We start from the raw sequence: 17,350 nt of genomic DNA on the forward strand, positions 1-17,350 counted from the left end.
AATCCGGGCGGAAATCGCCCTCTCAAACGCGGAATTTGCGTCACTAAAGTCCATTTTCGACGCCTGATTCTCCGCGGGATGCGTCCTTGCGCGTCAACTCGGAATTGTTCAGAGGTTCCCTAGCAATCTTGCCGCAGGCAGCAGGGGAGATAGGCCCCACGCTTTCGTACACGACCGGAAAACCCATCAGACCGAACTCATACCCGTTTCTCAGATAAAAGAAAATCTCAGTGCAAATACCGAGGTGACCGGCCTTTCCAGCGACGGACGCTTCGTGCTGTTAGGGGTGAAAGTACCGTCAGGTGACTATCCGTCCGATGTATTTGTTTACGATAGACAGACCGGACAAAGCACGCAAATCAGTAAGGGGCCGGGTGATAATGCGAGTAACAGCTACTCAGGGGTAGGAACCATTTCTGCGGATGGACGCTTTATTGCTTTTCTGTCGAATACCGGCAACCTCATCCCAGGTGATACCAGTGGCAGTGCCTTTAAGTTAATCATGTACGATCGACAGACGAACAGCCTGACGCGGCTGGATGTCGATACGGAAGGGGCGCCAGCCAACGGATTCGACGCTTCGTTTATATCTTACCCCTATGCACGGTTGTCTTCCGACGGACGATTAGCAGTCTTTTCATCGTACGCCACAAATCTTGTGAAGAACGATACTAACAACACTCGCGATGTTTTCGTTCGCGAGCGTGTGCTGGACCGCACTGCGATCGCCGACATCGCGGTGACTCAAACCGCCAGTCCCTCACCATTTCCGCCGTCGAGCCCGATCACCTATACGGTGACCGTCGTCAACAACGGCCCCGATGCCGCGAGTGAAGTTACACTGGTTGACGGTCCGCTGCGCGGCGCCGCCACGCCGAGTCAAGGAACCTGCAGCAACGGCGCTCCATTGGTCTGTTATCTCGGCTTTCTTGACGTGGGTACCAGTGCCAGCGTGACACTAAAGCTGCCGCCGCGGTCCGGCGGCACTACTCGCATCTACAACTCCGTCCAGGTCAACGCAGCGCCGGTCGATCCGAACCCGCGGAATAACAAGACAGGCCTTCACGTCAGCGCCGCTCCTTGAACTGCTCAATACACTGGCGCCGGACCCGCGCGGCGGTTCGGTGCCAAAATCTTCGTCCTGGCGAATCTGTCTGGTCAGACCACCACCGCCAAAGGCCTACTGATCCAATCCTCACAACTTAGGCTAAAGGGCCTATGGGCGAATGGGTGGCCCCGTTTTCCGGACCCCGTTTGCCGGCGACGGGGGGCAAAGCCACGCGGACGGCCGGGGAAGCCAACAGCGGGCAAGGGCGAAATGGTGACGAGTCAAAAAAGGCTGTTCGATTAGTTGAGCCTGATAATCCTCTAGCCAGCCTCCTCGGGTCAGTGGTACTACTGACCTGGCAAACGAGAGAACGTGAGGAGGCTGTCATGGCACTTTACTGTGGTATCGATCTGCATTCCAACAACCACGTGGTAGTGGTAATCGACGAGGAAGACCGCCGGATTCTGGAGCGGCGTTTGGGGAACGATGTGACACTGACGTTGCAGACACTGGAGCCATATCGCTCGGAACTGGCGGGCGTCGCGGTGGAATCGACCTTCAACTGGTACTGGCTGGTCGACGGCCTGCAGGAAGCCGGCTATCCGATGCGACTCGTGAATACGACCGCAGTGCAGCAGTATGTCGGGTTGAAGTACACGGACGACCGTTACGACGCTTACTGGCTGGCGCACTTGATGCGGTTGGGCATCTTGCCGACCGGGTACATCTACCCGAAGGAGCAGCGCGCCACTCGCGACCTTTTACGACGCCGGATGCAGTTGGTGCAGGCGGCGAGCACGCAGCTGATCAGCGTGCAGAGCCAGATCTGGCGGGAGACGGGCGAGCGGATCGCCACGCGTCGGCTCAAGCAAGCGGATTTCGTGGTGGACCTGCCGGGCGCCGCCCAGCAGCTGTCGGCGCAGAGCGCGCTCCTCGTCTATCGGGCCATTCACGCCCAACAGACGGTGCTGGAACAGGTGTTGTTGCAGGTGATCGGACCGCAACCGGACTATCAGCTCTTGACCACGATTCCGGGTGTCGGCGCCATTCTGGGCATGACCATTGCGCTGGAGACCGGCGATATCCGTCGCTTCCCCGGTGTGGGTCACTACGCCTCCTATTGCCGCTGCGTGCGGAGCGAGAAAGTCAGCAACGGCAAGAAGAAAGGCGAAGGCAACGCCAAAAGTGGTAACAAGTATCTGTCTTGGGCGTTTGCCGAAGCCGCCCATTTCGCGGTCCGTTACCAGCCTTTGGCCAAACGTTTTTTTGACCGCAAGCAGCGCAAGACCAATGGCATCGTGGCCATCCGGTCGGTGGCCCACAAGCTGGCCCGGGCGGCCTACTACATGCCGCGGGACCAGGTGCCGTTCGATGCGCACCAGCTGTTTGCCTGAGTGGGGCGACCGTGGCGAGCCCGTAAAAGGGGTTGGCGCAACCATCGTGTCTGATTGGACGCCACGGTAGGCCCTTGATGGACATCATTCGCCCATGCCGCGAGCCACTTGAGGGTTGGACTGTCGAAGGGCAGAACCACGTGATCTGTGAAAACCCATTGGACACGGCATGGAACCAAGGTTTTTCTGGGGCGCTTGGCGCCAGGGGCAGACGGTGAGGCTACTCACCGCCGCGCCTTGATCCAGATGGGTGACCGGTGCGGATGATTCATCCGACGCCTACGCACTGAAATATCGGGCGCGAAGCGGATGTCAGTCAGGGCTGTGTGGGTTGTAACGCTGAAAATGCTGATTTTATCGGCAGGGTATAGCTTCGGCTGTTGTTTCCGGCTGGCTAATGGGCGACCCCTTTTTGACGCCCCATTTTTTGGTCGCGGAGGATTCGATGATCGCACGCTCTTGCGCAATAATCGTGGCCGCTACTCTGGCTGGCTGCGCCATCAAACAGGAAGTTACACCGTTCAAGCTAGGCCAATCTGCGAAGGAACTCTGCCTTGTGCGAAATAGCGAAGTCGTACAGGATGGCTTTCATGACGTTTACGCCAAAGTCCTGGAGCGCAAGGGCTTTCGCGTCCGCAGCCTGCCTGATAAAGCTCCAGTCGATTCGTGCCCACTATTGACCACTTACGAGGCAATCTATCGCTGGGACATGGCCATCTACCTGGCCCGAGCGGACCTGCGTGTATTCGCCGATGGCAAGGAAGCTGGTCGCGCGGTGTATGACTCACTTTCTGGCGGCGCGAATATGAACAAGTTCATCCGCACAGAGCCCAAACTCACCGAACTTGTCGATCAGCTTTTTCCTATGCCTGTTTCACGATAGAAGACAGTCGGACTTCACGGGGAAAAGTGGTAATGGAGAAACAGCAGGGAAAGGGGTCCAGGAAACGGGGCCGGTTACTTTTCGTGTTGGCTCAGCCCGGTGCGCCCCGGCCTGGTGACCGATCCGGGGGATTACCCCTGGTCCGGCTACCGCTCGCATGCCGGTGATGCCGCCATGCACTGGCCAACCGAGCCGGAGGAGTATCGCCGACTTGCTGCCAGTTCCGAGGCGCCTGCATCGGCTTATCGCGAACTGTTCAAGCAACCGCTTGCGGCCTATGATCTTCAGGCAATACGTGCCCATCTGGACAAGTATTGCGCACCCGGCTCCGGCAAATTTCAGGATGAGATCGAGGCCGTGGCAGGCCGACGCGCCAAGATTGTTCCCCAGGGGCGGCCAAGGAAACCAAAGGATGGGGCAGAAGAGTAACTTGACACCTTTTTCTGGACCCCTTTTTCAACGCCGTTTTCGGAAAGATGGCGCAGAAAAGTAACCACCCGTTTTTGAGTTGGGCGTTGCGGAAAAATGGCAGAGTACTTTACCCAACTAAAAGCCCTGAATCCGAGCGAGCTTGCTCGCATCTTTAAGCAGAAGTTGCACGCCCCGTTGCTTGACATCTGGGAATTCACCGACGAATTCAAGCCCGTTGATCTGTATTGCTACCTTCATGCGAAATACAGTGCGCCTAACGGCATACAGAACTTCCTGCGTAACGACGGCTCAGACAACTTGATTCATTGGGAATGGACGCTGGTCAACGAAGACGGACTCTTGACCGTTCAAGGCCACAATTTCCGCACCGAAGTGCATATTTTTCGTCACCTCGGTGTTGGACGTAGAAGAGAGGACTTCATCCAAGAGCTCAAGCAAGATTTTAAAGCCTATGGGAAGCAGATGAAGGCTATTCGAGCGGGACTTGAAAAGTGGACACATTTTATCAATCCCTACCATAGAATCGAGTCAGCAATAGATCGACAGATTCAAGCCATAGCGGCTCTTGATCTAAATCTGCAGCGGGACAGAATACCGCAACCGGGGACATCAGAAGATATGCAGGGATTTCCCGATTCATGGAGGGCAATCGCTGACAAGTACACTCAAGCACTCGGCTTGGCATTCGGTGTTCGAGGGATGCTCCCAGTTCTTGCAGAGAGTTTCGTTAATTTTCTACTGTTCAGCATCGCTCGACCTGAGATCAAGAACAACAAACGGCTCATTGCAGATTCTCTTCGACGACCGATAGATGTACGCGTTCAAACGCTACACCTAACGTGCATCGGTTTCACCACTCCCGTAGACTACGAGCATCAAGCATGTAAAGACTTCCATACGCTCATGAACGAGCGCAACGACATGCTGCACGGAAACGTGGATATCGAACGACTTTCGTTCGAGGAAATCTACTTTAACGGCCGAGTTCCAATTTTCACGTCTTACGGATCTTTTTGGGACAAGACAATTGCGTTAGAGGCACGCACAGTGCGTTTGGGCGCTCTTCAAAGGGACCGAGCCTCTGTAGAGGCATTCAAGACTTACATTTTGAGTCTGCTCAATAGCGGTGTTCGTGAATCGGTCATGCGCATGCTCAGTTCGCCGCAGCTTGGCTTCGACGCAAAGCGCAATATCCTAGGTGTTCTGCTTCCCGCAAATATGATCGATAGCAGGATGGGGCAGAGCGAGCCAAACGCCTAACAATTCAATCAAGCCGACGCCGCTTCGCGGCGTTTATTTTCTGGGCAGGGTGGGCTCACCATTCGCGTTCAAGAAGAAGTCGCGTCGGTTACCGGTATTCGAACCCTCGTCCTTTCCCGCTGAGCCCGCAACCCACTACATCCGATACAACGCCTCTAGCGCTTCGCCCGCGTCGCTCTTGCCTTTGCTCTTCGCGCTATCGCGCGAGTTGTCTGCGAAAAGGGCGTACAGACCGTCGCTGTTCCAGTTGCCCTTCCCGTCCGCATAGAGCGCTCGATTCAGGTCCTGAATCAACGCGTGCGCCTCGCCGCCCAAACGGCTGGCCGTTTGTTCCAGATTGACAGGGGGTGAAGCGGGCCAGCGGGCAGCGCCCCAGGCCAGGATCGCGCGGCGCGCGGCTTCGGCGTCACCGTCGGCGCAGGCGCGCTTCAACTGCTTCAGGGTTCCCGAGAAGTCGGGCGCCCGCTCGGCTTTCGTCACGGTGGCAGCCGGTTTTCGACCGCCACGGAAATACCAGGCCAGTCCGGTCGCGAGCCAGCCTGCGGCGCAGAGCAACGTGGCCCAGAACCACGGATTGGCGGTCAATGGAACCGGTTGCGCGGCCGGCGACGGTGCGGTGGCACCGGGTTCGGGAGCTTTAGGCGCGAGCCCGGACAGATCCAACTCATCCTCCGGCCGGCTAGCCGGCGGTGGGGCTTCCGGCGACGGCAACACCTTCAATGCCGTTTCCGGCAGACGCGCGACTTCGAGTTTGTCGGTCTTCGTGTTCCACCATGGAATCTCGATGCCCGGCACCTTGAAGCTGCCGTCCTTCATCGGAATCAGCGCGGTCTTTTCGCGCCGCACGCCGGTCAGGCCGCCGGGGCCGTGCTGCTCGCTGATGGCCGGCTGATCGGGGTATTGCTTCAATTCGGCCGCCGCGGCAGCGCTGCGGTCGATCAGTTCGGGCAGCATGCCCATTGTGACGCCCTCGCCGTGCACCGATAGGGTGCGCGTGATCGGCTCGCCGACCTTCGTCGACGGTGGGTCGCTGGACCAGGCCTGATCCAGCGTCAGGCTGGCGGCCGGCAACCAGTGCTTGCCCTTGAACGCGGCCGGGATGGCGCGCACCTGCAGGGTGGTGGCCTCGGAGCGGATCTTCGTGACCCGGCCACCGCCGCCGAAGAACTGGTCGAACATCGAATTGCCGCTACCGGCGAGTTCGGCTTCCAGTCCGATCGGTTCGATGCGCAGCGTGCCGCTCTTCTGCGGGAAGATCGCGAAGCGGCGTTCGATGACACCGTAGCGCCGGCCGTCACGCTCGATCTGATAGCGGCGATCGTCGCCCAGTTTCTGGATCATCGCATCCTCCAGCTTCGGATCTTCGAGTTGCCCGTTCCGCAGCGCCACCTGATGCAGCAGCCGGAGCGTCAGCACGACCTGCGCCTGCACGTAGGGATTCTTCGGCTCGGCCTCGACTTCCAGTTGTAACGGGGCGGATCCGCTGCCTGCGGAGCGGTGGGCGCGGCCCGGCAGTACCGTCAGCCGGATCGGCCGGCTGGTGTCGCTGCCGAAGGCGATCGGCGGCACGGTTACGTCTCCGGCCTGCCTCGCCATGACCGTCACGGTCCACTCGGCGCGGCGGGTCAGGCGCCCGTTGACCATGTTGATCTGCGTCGAACGGCCTTGCCGCAGCACGTCGAAATCTTCGTTCAAGGGCGAGAAGTCGGGCTCGCCGTCCGGGTCTTCGTCGGCCGAAAACACCAGGTTGAAGGACTCTTCCAGCGACACCGGGTCGCGGTCGCTGGTGACGTTCACCTCGACGGCCCAGGCCGCCCCGAGCGGCCACAGCGACATCAGCAGAACGACGAACGCGAGCGCCAGGGGCGAACTCGAGAGAGAGCGGGGCCGAGTTGGGTACAGGCCTGGAATCATTGTTCGTCATCCTCGCTGGATTGCTGCCTCTGCCGGTATTGCCACGCGAACTTGCGCTTCAGCAAACCGGCAGGGTCGTCCGGAATGCGCCGCAGCCATTGCTCGTTGGCCTGCTGCGCTTCCTTACGCTGCATCGGGTCCGGTGCCGCAGAGGGGGGCCCGGCTTTGGGCTCGGCGTTTTCAGGTGCGCCGTCCGCCTGCGCCTCCTTCGACTGATCCGCCCCCTGCTCTTCCTGGGCGGAATCCGGTTCCCCGGGTTTCTTGGCCTCTTGCGGCGGTTGCTGGGACGAGCCGTCCTGACCCTTCTTCTGGTCTTTGGGCGGTGAGTTTTCGGCGGACTGCTGCTCCGGTTGGTTCTCGGGTTGTTCGCCCTGATCCCCGTCCTTTTGATCGGGCTGATCCTGTTTGTCTGAGTCCTGCTTTTCCGCATCCTGGCCCTCGTTCGAGCGCTTTTTCTCGGGCTGGCCACTGTCCTGCGGATCCTTCCCGGACTCGGACTGCTTTTTCTGCTGCTGCTCCTTTTTCTTCAGCGCCTTTTCCAGCAGTTCCTTGTTGTATTTGGCATCCGCATGCTGCGGATCGCGCTCCAGGACTTTCGTGTAGGCCGCGATCGCGTCCGGGTAGCGCTGCAGTTTCGCCAGTGTGTTGCCGCGGTTGTACCAGCCGTCGACCGTGTCCACCCGCTGCAGGGTCTTCAGGGCGTCCTCGTACTTGCCGGCCCGGTATTGCGCGGCGGCGCGCCAGGCGTCGTCGCGGAACTGGCCCGCCGCCTCGTCGTATTGCTGCGCCTCGAAGGCCTTGGATGCGGCCAGGTCCGGCTTGGTCCACAGATCCCGCCATTCGAACGCGCTCGCCGGCCGGGGCAGCGGCAGCAGCAGCAACATTAGCGCCAGCAGGCCGCCGCGCCGAAACGCCAGCGCGCCCAGCGGCAGCAAGGCCAGGACCAGCCAGGGTCCGGTTTCGATCCACTGTTCGATCCGGACCTGCGACTCGCCGGCTTCGGCCTGCGGGCCGCCGGGCCGCTCGAAGGACGCCAGCAGCCGCTCGATGTCGGACGGACTCGATGTGACCTCGCGATAAAGCCCCCCGCCGGCCTGGGCGACCGCTCGCAGGCCCTCGGGGTCGAGCTTGGGTACCCGGATGTTGCCGGCGTCGTCCTTCCACAGTCCGCTGCGTCCGCGCGGCACGGGTCCGCCGCTTTCGGTGCCGATGCCGAGCACGGAAACGCGATAGCCCAGCCTCTTGAGGCGTTCGGCGGTCGCGACGGTCGGTGCGCGATCGACGTCTCCGGTCATCATCAGCACGTTGCCGCTGCGCAGTCCTGATTGCTGCAGCAAGCGGGCCGCGAGCTCCAGCGCGAGATCGGCCCGCTGGCCCTGGACCGGCGGCAGCGAGGTCGTCAACGCGCTGAGCTGCGACTGGATGGTCGCGGCGTCGTCGGTCAGCGGGGTGACCGTGAACGCATCTCCGGCATAGATGACCAGCGCCGTCTGGCCGTCGCGGCGCGCGCGCAGCAGGTCGGTGATCTTGTAGCGGGCGCGATCCAGCCGGCTCGGCTTCAGGTCGGTCGCGTCCATGGCGTAGGACAGGTCCAGCGCGACGACCAGCGCGTCGTCGCTGCGGAACACCGGCACCGGTAGGCGCTCCCAGACGGGCCCGGCCAGCGCGAGCAGCGCCAGCGTGCCGCCCAGTCCCGCCAGCGTGATGCCAAACGCTCGCCCGCCGCGGGCCGGTGTGCCGACCATAAGGTGCGGCAGCAGGGCGGGGTCGCACAGTTCGGAAAGATTGCCCGCCGCGCGTCGGTGCGAGGCCAGCCGCCACAGCAGCAATGCCAGCGGCAGGAAGCCGAGCAGCCACCACGGCCGCAGGAAATGAAATGCTTCGGTCATCGCTTCACCAGTGCCTGGACCAGCAGGCCCGCGGCCAGCAACAGGGCGGCGCCGAGCGGCCACGGGAACAGTTCGGTGAACGGGCGGTAGAACAGGTGCTCCTTCTCGACCGGTTCGAGCTGGTCCAGCACCGAGTAGATCGTCGCCAGCTCCTCGGTGTCCCGCGCGCGGAAATAGCGCCCGCCGGTCTTGTCGGCCAAGGCCCGCATCGTGTCCTCGTCGAGATCCTGGGACGGATTCACTTCCCGGGTGCCGAACAGACCGCTGACCAGCATACGGTCTGCGCCGACGCCGATCGTGTAGATCTTCAACTGCTCGCGGCTGGCGAGTTCCGCTGCCTGCAGTGGGGTCACGGCCCCGGCCGTGTTCGCGCCGTCGCTGAGCAGGATCAGCACGCGCTGGTGCTCGGGATTCTGCCGCAGGCGCTTGACCGCGAGCCCGATCGCATCGCCGATCGCGGTCTTGTCGCCAGCCAGCCCGATCACGGATTCGTCGAGCAGGGTGCGGACGGTCTTGCGATCGAAGGTCAGCGGCGCCTGCAGATAGGCCCGCTCGCCGAACAGGATCAGGCCGATGCGGTCCCCGGCGCGGCGCTCGATGAATTCGCCGGCCACCGCCTTCGTCGCAGTCAGTCGGTCGACCGGGCGTCCCGCCAGCACGAAATCCTCCATCTCCATACTGCCCGACAGATCGACGGCCAGCAGCAGATCGCGGCCGCTGACGGTCTGCTCAATCGGTTCGCCCAGCCATTGCGGACGCGCTGCCGCGGTGACCAGCAGCAGCCAGGCGAGCCAGGCCAGCGCCAGTCGCGCGATCGGGTTACGCGGTGCGGCTGCAGTGCCCCGCTGCGGCAGTTCATCGAGGAAGGGCACGCGCAGCGCGGCACCGGACGGATCCCCGGCCGGCGGCAGCACCAGGCCCAGCAGCCACGGTGCGGGCAGGATCAGGAAAAGCCAGGGCCAGACGAACTGCAACATCGGGGTTCAGCGGCGCGTTTCGATCTTGGTCAGCCAGTCGCGGCACAGCGCGAACAGCGCGTCGAGGTCGGCGCTGCCAATGTCCGGCCTATACGGAGCGTCGAGCAGCGCGCGGCCCGGCCCGTCGGTGAAGCCGCTGTCGCACAGTGCCCGATCGAGCCACTGCAGCCAGGCCCGGCCTTGCAGGGGCGCGACCTCGGTCCGCGGATGCACGCTCAGGGCCACCCGTCGCAGCAGGATCGACAGTCGCTGCGCCTTCAGCGATGCGCTCAGGTCGGCATCGCGCTCCAGGGCCGCCAGTTCGCTCAACGCGATCCGCTGGATCGCGCCGCGGCGGCGCCGGCGCCGATAAAGCCACAGTGCCGCAAACGCCAATCCGGCGATGAGCAAAGGCGCGAGCCACCAGCCGGGCGGCGGCGGCCACCAGCCGATGGCGGGCGGCAGGTGGATATCGCGCAGCGGCAGCAGGTCTGCGATGCCGTTCATAGGTGACGGTGGTCGGCGGCCATGCCGCGCTGCAGGGTGCGCAGCGGATCCTCGTCGGTCGCGCAGACGATCACGCGCATCCGGTTGCCGCGAGCAAACGACTGCAGCCGCTGCAGACGGTCTTCGAAGCGCCGGCGGTGCTCGCGCGCGGCGTCCGGGCTGAAGTTTACCGACCGCTCGTTGAAACCGTCGCTGAAGCGGTAGCGGCCGCTGCTGGGCACTGATCGCTCCAGTGGATCGTAGACCGCGATCAGCACCGCTTCCCCGTGGCGGCGCAGCCGGGAGAGGCGTGTTGCGATGCCGTCGTCGAAGCCGCGAAAGTCGCTGAACAGGAACATCAGTGAACCGGTGCGCGCATGCCGCTCCATGCCTCCGATGGCCTCTTCGAGCCCGGCCGGCTCGGCGCCGGCGGGGCCGAGACCGGGGACCGCGTCGGCGAGGTGCTGCAGCAGGTTCAGCACCGAGCGGCGGTGCTGCTCGGGCTTGACCTCGGCGCGGGCGTGCTCGGAAAAGACCAGGCCGCCGACGCGATCACCGTGATGATGGGCGCTCCAGGCGATCAGCGCGGCCAGGCGGGCGGCGGTCACGAACTTGAACTCGTGGCGTGTGCCGAAGAACATGCCGGCGCGGCCGTCGACCGCGAGCAGCACCGGGCGCTCGCGCTCCTCGCGAAACAGTTTGGTGTGCACGCGGCCGGTGCGGGCCGTCACCCGCCAGTCGAGGCTGCGCACATCGTCGCCGGCGATGTACGGACGGGATTCCGCGAACTCCATGCCGCGGCCCTTGAAACGCGACAGGTACTGGCCGCTCTGGATGGCGCGAGCCATTGCGCGGTGCAGCGGGACGGCGGCCGACGGCGCCGACAGCCGGACCAGCGTGTCGAGCCGCGGGCGCACGCGGTCGTCGCTGGGCAATGCCGACGCGGAGGGTGTGCCGGCGATTCCGGAGGGAGGGGCGGTGCCTGGGCGCATGACGATCGCTGGTGTGTACGGTCAGTGAACGAAACGGCCTAGCACGTCGGTCAGGAATAGCCAGCCGCGCTCGGAACAGCGGATCGCGCCGCCGTCGCGTTCCAGCAGCCCGTCGCCGAGGCAACCCGACAGGGAAGGCTCCAGCGCGCTCAGCGGCAGGCCGGTACGGCGCGGGAAGTCGCTCTCGGAAAAGCCTTCGCGTACGCGCAGGGCGTTCATCAGGAATTCCAGCGGCCGCTCGTCATGCCCGATCTCGTGCTCGAGGGTGACGGGTTCCACACCGGAGCGGAGCCCGAGGTAGGCGTCGGGGCTGCGGACCTTGCTGGTCCGGAGCAGCCTGTCGCCGGCGCCGTCGGTGATCTTGCCGTGGGCCCCGGCGCCGATGCCGAGATAGTCGCCGAAGGTCCAGTAGTTCAGGTTGTGCCGGCACTGGCGCCCGTCGCGGGCATAGGCAGAGACTTCGTATTGGCGGTAGCCGCTGAAGGCCAGCGCCTCCTGGCATTGCTGCTGAATCTGCCAGGCCGTATCGTCGTCGGGCAGGACCGGTGGCTGCTTGAAGAAGGCCGTGCCCGGCTCCAGCGTCAGCTGATACCACGAGATGTGCTCGGGGCTGAGCTCGATGGCGGTCGTCACGTCGGTCAGCGCCGCCTCCACGTCCTGGTCCGGCAGGCTGAACATCAGGTCGAGGTTGAGGTTGTCGAAACCGGCCGCGCGCGCGACGTCGACCGCACGCAGCGCCTCGCCGCCGTCATGCACGCGGCCGAGGGCGTGCAACATGCGATCGTCGAAACTCTGGATGCCGATCGACAGCCGGTTGATCCCGGCGGTGCGAAAGCCCTTGAACTTGTCCATCTCGAAAGTGCCGGGGTTGGCCTCGAGCGTGATTTCGGCGGTGCCGGCCAGTGTTGCGCGCTCGTCGATCCCCCGCAGCAGCCGATCGATCGCTGCGGGCTCGAACAGGCTTGGTGTGCCGCCGCCGATGAACACGGTTTCGATGGTGCGTCCGGCGACCCGCTCCAGTTCCCGGTCGAGATCGGACAACAAGGCTGTGACATAATCGGCCTCCGGCAGTGCCGCCGGCCGGCCGTGCGAGTTGAAATCACAGTACGGACACTTGCGCAGACACCACGGGATATGGATGTACAGGCTGAGCGGCGGGTTGCTGAGCATCGAGTCGCGGCAGGGGACATGGAGGCCCGCAAGCTTAACAGATCACCGGCATCGGCGCGGTCTTGCCGACGCCGTCCCCCGCGGCTGCACCTCGCGGCCGAATGCCTTATTCCCTTTGTTTTTGTGGATCGTTTTTGTATCTTACGCGCGCCATGACCAACCTAGTTCAAGTCGAACAGCTATACCGTTACTACGGGGATCACTGCGCCGTCCAGGATGTCACGTTCACGCTGGAAAAGGGCGAGATCCTGGGTTTTCTCGGTCCGAACGGGGCCGGCAAGACCTCGACCATGCAGATGATCTGCGGGAATCTCGCGCCCACCTCCGGGCAGATCGTCATCAACGGCGTTGACCTGCTGGACCAGCCCAAGGAGGCCAAGCGCGCACTGGGCTACCTGCCGGAAATACCGCCCGTCTATCGCGAACTGACGGTGGACGAATACCTGAATTACTGCGGACGGCTCCATGGGCTGCCGCGCGAGCGGTTGAGCCGCGCCTGCGCCCAGGCCAAGGAGCGCTGCGGCCTCGAAGACGTGGGTGCGCGGCTGATCGGCAACCTGTCGAAGGGCTATCAGCAGCGCGTCGGCATCGCGCAGGCCATTCTGCACACGCCGGCCGTCATCATCCTCGACGAACCGACCGTGGGCCTCGACCCGATCCAGATCCGCGAGATCCGCGAGCTGATCGCCGAACTGGGCAAGGAGCACGGGATCATCCTGTCGACCCATATCCTGTCCGAGGTGCAGGAGTCCTGCACCCACGTGCAAATCATCCACCGCGGGCGCCTGGTGCTGAAGGACACCATCGAGGGCCTGGAGCTGCAGATGCGCGCGTCCAGCCTGCTGCTGACGACCCGCCGCGCCGTCGATGCGGACCGCCTGCGCGCCGTCGCCGGGGTGCAGTCGGTGGAATCAGTGGAGGACAACGTCTGGCGCATCTTCCACGACAAGGGCACGACACCGGCCGCGGCGATTGCCGAAGTGGTCGTGACCGGCGGCTGGGGGCTGCTGGAACTGACGCCTGAGCGGCGCTCGCTCGAAGAGGTGTTCATCGACATGACGCAGACCGGCGCCGCCGGTGTAGGGGAGGACGCGACGTGATGGCCTTGACGATAGCCGGGCGTGAACTGCGGACGATGTTCCTGTCGCCGCTCGCCTGGTCGATACTCGCCGTGATCCAGATCATTCTCGCCTACATGTTCCTGGCGCAGATCGACTGGTTCCTGATGATGCAGCCGCGGATGGCGGGCATGGAGGATGCGCCGGGCGTCACCGATCTGATCGTGGCGCCGCTGTTCGGCAACGCCGGCGTGATCCTGCTGCTGGTGACGCCCTTGCTGACGATGCGGCTGATCAGCGAGGAGCGCCGCAACCGGACGCTGAGCCTGCTGTTCACCGCACCGGTTTCGATGACCGAGATCGTGCTCGGCAAATATCTGGGCGTGTTCGGCTTTCTGATGATCATGGTCGTCATGATCGCGCTGATGCCGCTGTCGCTGCTGGCCGGTGGCGGGCTGGACGGCGGCAAGCTGGCCGCCTGCGTGCTCGGCCTGGTCTTGTTGCTGGGCGGTTTCGCCGCCCTGGGACTGTACATCTCGGCCCTCGCGAATCAGCCGACGGTAGCGGCGGTCAGTACGTTCGGCGCGCTGCTGCTGTTGTGGATCGTCGACTGGAGCGGGAATGCGGTGCAATCGGCCAGCGGCGCGCTGGAATACGTGTCGATGCTGCGACACTACGAGAATCTGCTGAAGGGGTTGGTCAACACCAGCGACCTGATCTATTTCGTACTGTTCATCGCGACTTTCCTGGTTCTGAGCGTGCATCGCCTGGATAACGACCGCCTGCAACAATGAAAATCAGCCGTAAGCTCCATACCGAGATTCGCCTGCAGAATCTCGCGTTCAGCCTGTTGTTCCTCGCCGTCGTCGGCCTGCTCGCCTGGCTCAGCACGCGTTATTCGACCCAGTTCGACTGGACGGCCGGCGGTCGTCACACGCTGTCGGAGGCCAGCCGCAAGGTGCTGGACCTGATCGACGGGCCGGTCAAGATCACCGCCTACGCGCGCGAAAACCGGCAACTGCGCGAACAGATCGACGACCAGATCGGCCGCTTCGTGCGCGCCAAGCCATCGCTCTCGCTGCAGTTCGTGAATCCGGACACGCAGCCGGACAAGATTCGCGAACTCGGCATCACGACCGATGGCGAACTGTTCGTCGAATACCAGGGGCGCAGCGAGAAGCTGCCGCAAGCCACCGAAACCGCCCTGACCAATGCGCTGCAACGTCTTGCGCTGGCGAAGGACCAACACGTCGTGGTGCTCGAAGGACACGGCGACCGTTCCATCGTGGGGCGGGCCAATCACGACCTGAGTCAGTTTTCGGAAGAGCTCGGGCGCAAGGGCATCACGCTGTCGGCGCTGAATCTGGCTGTCACGCCGGCGATTCCGGACAACACCTCGGTGCTGGTAATTGCCGGGCCGAAGACCAACCTGCTGCCGGGTGAGGTCACGCTGATCCAGAACTACGTGAACGCCGGCGGCAATCTGCTGTGGCTGGCCGATCCGGGTGAGCTGCACGGTCTGGCGCCGCTGGCACAGCAACTCGGCATCAAGTTCCTGCCGGGCGTCGTCGTCGATGCGTCCACGCAGCTGTTCGGCATCGCCGACCCGACCTTCGCGCTGGTGGCAGAGTATCCGCCGCACGCGATCACGACCCAGTTCCAGAACGTCACGATGTTCCCGGCGTCCGCGGCGATTGAAAAGCCCGACGCGCCCGGCGCTCCCTTCGAGGGCGAGGCGTTCCTGAGCACGCTGGCGCGTTCGTGGACGGAGACCGGTAAGATCGAGGGCAAGATCCAGTTCGATGCCAACCAGGGCGAAAAGCAGGGGCCGCTGGCCATCGCTTACGCGCTGACCCGCTCCGTGCCGAAACCCGAGGCGCCGAAGCCGGCCAAGCCCGATGCGAAGCCGGAGGACGCCGCGAAGCCGAAGCTGCAACGCATCGTCGTGGTCGGCGATGGGGATTTCCTGACCAATGCGTACCTCGGCGAGGGGGGTAACCTGGAACTCGGCATGAACATGATTCACTGGCTAGCGCAGAACGATCAGTTCATCAACATTCCGGCGCGCACGGCGCCCGACGCCGCACTGAACCTGCCCCAGACGGCCCTCGGCGTGATCGCCGTCGGTTTCCTGATCGTGCTACCGCTGGCGCTGATCGGCGCCGGGGCTTTCGTGTGGTTTCAGCGGCGGAGAAGCTGATCGATGAAAAGCCGGTTGCTGTTGAACCTGGTGCTGGTGTGCGTGGTCGCTGCGCTGGCGCTCGTGGCCGTGTTCGAACCGGGCAAGGACAAGCCCAAGAGCAATCCCCTGACGTCGATCGAGGAGAGCGGCGTCGAATCCTTTACGCTGCGCAATCAGGAGACGATCGAGTTCGAGCGCAAGAACGGCGGCTGGTGGTTGAAGTCACCCTTCGTGGCGCCGGCGAACGAGATCCGCGTGCGTCAGTTGCTGGACGTCGCGCGCTCCGACACGGATGCGCAGTATCCCGTCAGTCTCGACGATCTGCCGAAGTTCGAGCTCGACAAGCCCAAGGTCTCGATGACCCTGGGCGACACGACGATCCTGTTCGGCGGGTCGGATCCGATCGACATGCGGCGCTACGTGCTGATCGGCAGCACGCTGTATCTGGTCCGCGACGACTTCTTCCATCACCTGAACGCCAAGGCCATCGATTACGTCGACAAGAAGCTCCTGGCTGAAGGGGCCAGGATCACATCGATCACGATTCCCGGCTTGAAGGCAAAGCTCGATGAGGGTGGCCACTGGCTGTTCGAGCCTCCGGTCGGCGATGCGCCGGCGGTCTCCGCGGCACTGCTGAATGCCTGGCAATCGGCCCGGGCCATCGATGTCCAGCGGTGGGACAAGCCGGAAGGGGGCGAGCCGATCCATATCGGGCTGGCCGACGGCACGGCCGTCGAGTTCACGCTGGTGAAGCGCGAACCCGAACTGATACTGGCGCGCAAGGACTGGGGCCTCAAGTACGAACTCGTCGGTGCCGTTGCCAAGCAACTGCTGAACGAAAAGGCGCCGGACGAGCCCGCCAAGGAGCCCGAGGACGACGAGGCCGCGCCGGACGACGAGGACGACGGGCACGACCACGATGCCGAGGGGCACGAACCGGGCGACGACGAAACCGAAGGATCGGACGCTTCAGATCCCGAAGAGGCCGATGCGCCGGATGCCGGAGAGGGTGAAGACGCTGGCGAGGGTGAAGCCGCCGGCGAAGAGCCGATGGACTGACGGCCGGCCGGCCGGTGACGCCCGCTCAGCGCGCGGTCGCTGCCCTGATCGCGTCCGCGATGACCCGGTTCAGGCGGGCGAGACAACGGCTCTGCACATCGACCATGACCGTGTAGTCGGTTGCGGAGGCCGGGAGCCGGCACGAGAAGCCGCGGCTCTCGCCCGCGCCCTGCTTGTCCCGCAAGGTCCACAGCGCGTTCAGTCGCGCCGTCCCGGTGGGGTCGACATACAGATCCTGCAGGTCGATAGCCACCTGGAAGTCCGGTTTCGTGTCGCGCGGCCACGGATGCATCACGATCCGCTCGCTCGGGATCTGCCGCGACAGGTTCTCGGCCGAGACGCGCGCCAGCGTGACGTCCAGTCGCTCGGCCCAGCGGTGGTCATCGGACAGCTTGTATTCCTGGGGCGAGACGGCCGTCACGATAGGATCCCGGTCCAGGTAAGCGGGTATCCGGATCGGGCCGAGCCCGACCAGGGGTTCCGTTTCGAGCGGGGTGGCGCGCGGCTGCCCGGCCTCGACCGCCGTCAGCATGTAGAACTGCGGCGGTGCGCTGTTGCGAAAACAGCCCGAAAGGGCCGGGAGCGCGAGCGAAAACGCCAGCAGGCGAACGCAGCCTGTACTCATGT

General features: G+C 63.7%; 16 protein-coding genes. 9 read left to right on the plus strand and 7 right to left on the minus strand.

Features of this window, described 5'->3' with window-relative positions; genetic code table 11:
* The first annotated feature begins 244 nt into the window (after window positions 1–244).
* The 5 genes from BWR02_RS15385 to BWR02_RS15405 all read left to right on the plus strand — a co-directional run bounded on the left by BWR02_RS15385 (window position 245) and on the right by BWR02_RS15405 (window position 5,017).
* The gene (locus BWR02_RS15385) at window positions 245–1,084 is read left to right on the plus strand and encodes a DUF11 domain-containing protein (RefSeq protein ID WP_139558817.1); all 840 of its coding nucleotides are present in this window, start codon (window positions 245–247) and stop codon (window positions 1,082–1,084) included.
* A gap of 350 nt (window positions 1,085–1,434) precedes the next feature.
* Entirely contained in the window at window positions 1,435–2,442 is a 1,008-nt protein-coding gene (locus BWR02_RS15390; protein ID WP_139558818.1) for an IS110 family RNA-guided transposase, read from the plus strand.
* Window positions 2,443–2,887: 445 nt separating this feature from the next.
* Window positions 2,888–3,325 (plus strand): Sbal_3080 family lipoprotein, encoded by a 438-nt coding sequence (locus tag BWR02_RS15395; RefSeq protein WP_139558819.1) that lies wholly within the window; start codon window positions 2,888–2,890, stop codon window positions 3,323–3,325.
* 174 nt (window positions 3,326–3,499) lie between these two features.
* Window positions 3,500–3,754 carry a transposase gene (locus BWR02_RS15400; protein ID WP_162560182.1) on the plus strand — a complete coding sequence of 85 codons (255 nt, stop codon included), beginning with the start codon at window positions 3,500–3,502 and terminating at the stop codon, window positions 3,752–3,754.
* A gap of 96 nt (window positions 3,755–3,850) precedes the next feature.
* Window positions 3,851–5,017: a hypothetical protein gene (locus tag BWR02_RS15405; protein WP_139558821.1), complete on the plus strand. Its 1,167-nt coding sequence runs from the start codon at window positions 3,851–3,853 to the stop codon at window positions 5,015–5,017.
* A 135-nt stretch (window positions 5,018–5,152) separates the two neighbouring features.
* Here BWR02_RS15405 and BWR02_RS15410 read toward each other — a convergent pair whose 3' ends face one another.
* The 6 genes from BWR02_RS15410 to hemW are packed head-to-tail and all read right to left on the minus strand — an operon-like array spanning window position 5,153 to window position 12,424.
* A complete protein-coding gene (locus tag BWR02_RS15410; protein WP_139558822.1) occupies window positions 5,153–6,931 on the minus strand; it encodes a BatD family protein in 1,779 nt (592 codons plus the stop codon).
* The gene (locus tag BWR02_RS15415) at window positions 6,928–8,820 is read right to left on the minus strand and encodes a VWA domain-containing protein (protein WP_139558823.1); all 1,893 of its coding nucleotides are present in this window, start codon (window positions 8,818–8,820) and stop codon (window positions 6,928–6,930) included. Before BWR02_RS15415 ends, BWR02_RS15410 begins: the two co-directional genes overlap by 4 nt.
* Window positions 8,817–9,797 (minus strand): vWA domain-containing protein, encoded by a 981-nt coding sequence (locus tag BWR02_RS15420; protein ID WP_139558824.1) that lies wholly within the window; start codon window positions 9,795–9,797, stop codon window positions 8,817–8,819. The genes BWR02_RS15415 and BWR02_RS15420 overlap by 4 nt, the downstream gene beginning before the upstream one ends.
* Before the next feature lie 6 nt (window positions 9,798–9,803).
* A complete protein-coding gene (locus tag BWR02_RS15425) occupies window positions 9,804–10,283 on the minus strand; it encodes a DUF4381 domain-containing protein (RefSeq protein ID WP_236102302.1) in 480 nt (159 codons plus the stop codon).
* The gene (locus tag BWR02_RS15430) at window positions 10,280–11,254 is read right to left on the minus strand and encodes a DUF58 domain-containing protein (protein ID WP_139558825.1); all 975 of its coding nucleotides are present in this window, start codon (window positions 11,252–11,254) and stop codon (window positions 10,280–10,282) included. Before BWR02_RS15430 ends, BWR02_RS15425 begins: the two co-directional genes overlap by 4 nt.
* Before the next feature lie 21 nt (window positions 11,255–11,275).
* Window positions 11,276–12,424, minus strand: coding sequence for a radical SAM family heme chaperone HemW (gene hemW, locus BWR02_RS15435; RefSeq protein ID WP_139558826.1), 1,149 nt, complete (start codon window positions 12,422–12,424; stop codon window positions 11,276–11,278).
* 152 nt (window positions 12,425–12,576) lie between these two features.
* Here hemW and BWR02_RS15440 point away from each other — a divergent pair, with 152 nt between their 5' ends.
* From BWR02_RS15440 to BWR02_RS15455, 4 genes are read left to right on the plus strand one after another with little or no spacing between them, the layout of a single operon-like run.
* A complete protein-coding gene (locus tag BWR02_RS15440; RefSeq protein WP_139558827.1) occupies window positions 12,577–13,524 on the plus strand; it encodes an ABC transporter ATP-binding protein in 948 nt (315 codons plus the stop codon).
* A complete protein-coding gene (locus tag BWR02_RS15445) occupies window positions 13,524–14,276 on the plus strand; it encodes an ABC transporter permease subunit (RefSeq protein WP_201276293.1) in 753 nt (250 codons plus the stop codon). Before BWR02_RS15440 ends, BWR02_RS15445 begins: the two co-directional genes overlap by 1 nt.
* Entirely contained in the window at window positions 14,273–15,682 is a 1,410-nt protein-coding gene (locus BWR02_RS15450; RefSeq protein WP_139558828.1) for a GldG family protein, read from the plus strand. The genes BWR02_RS15445 and BWR02_RS15450 overlap by 4 nt, the downstream gene beginning before the upstream one ends.
* A gap of 3 nt (window positions 15,683–15,685) precedes the next feature.
* Window positions 15,686–16,723: a DUF4340 domain-containing protein gene (locus BWR02_RS15455; protein ID WP_139558829.1), complete on the plus strand. Its 1,038-nt coding sequence runs from the start codon at window positions 15,686–15,688 to the stop codon at window positions 16,721–16,723.
* A 25-nt stretch (window positions 16,724–16,748) separates the two neighbouring features.
* On the opposite strand, the gene BWR02_RS15460 is transcribed toward BWR02_RS15455, so the two are convergent.
* Window positions 16,749–17,348 (minus strand): PqiC family protein, encoded by a 600-nt coding sequence (locus tag BWR02_RS15460; protein WP_139558830.1) that lies wholly within the window; start codon window positions 17,346–17,348, stop codon window positions 16,749–16,751.
* Window positions 17,349–17,350: the final 2 nt, after the last annotated feature.

Source organism: Methylotetracoccus oryzae (assembly GCF_006175985.1).
In the GTDB taxonomy this organism is placed as follows: domain Bacteria; phylum Pseudomonadota; class Gammaproteobacteria; order Methylococcales; family Methylococcaceae; genus Methylotetracoccus; species Methylotetracoccus oryzae.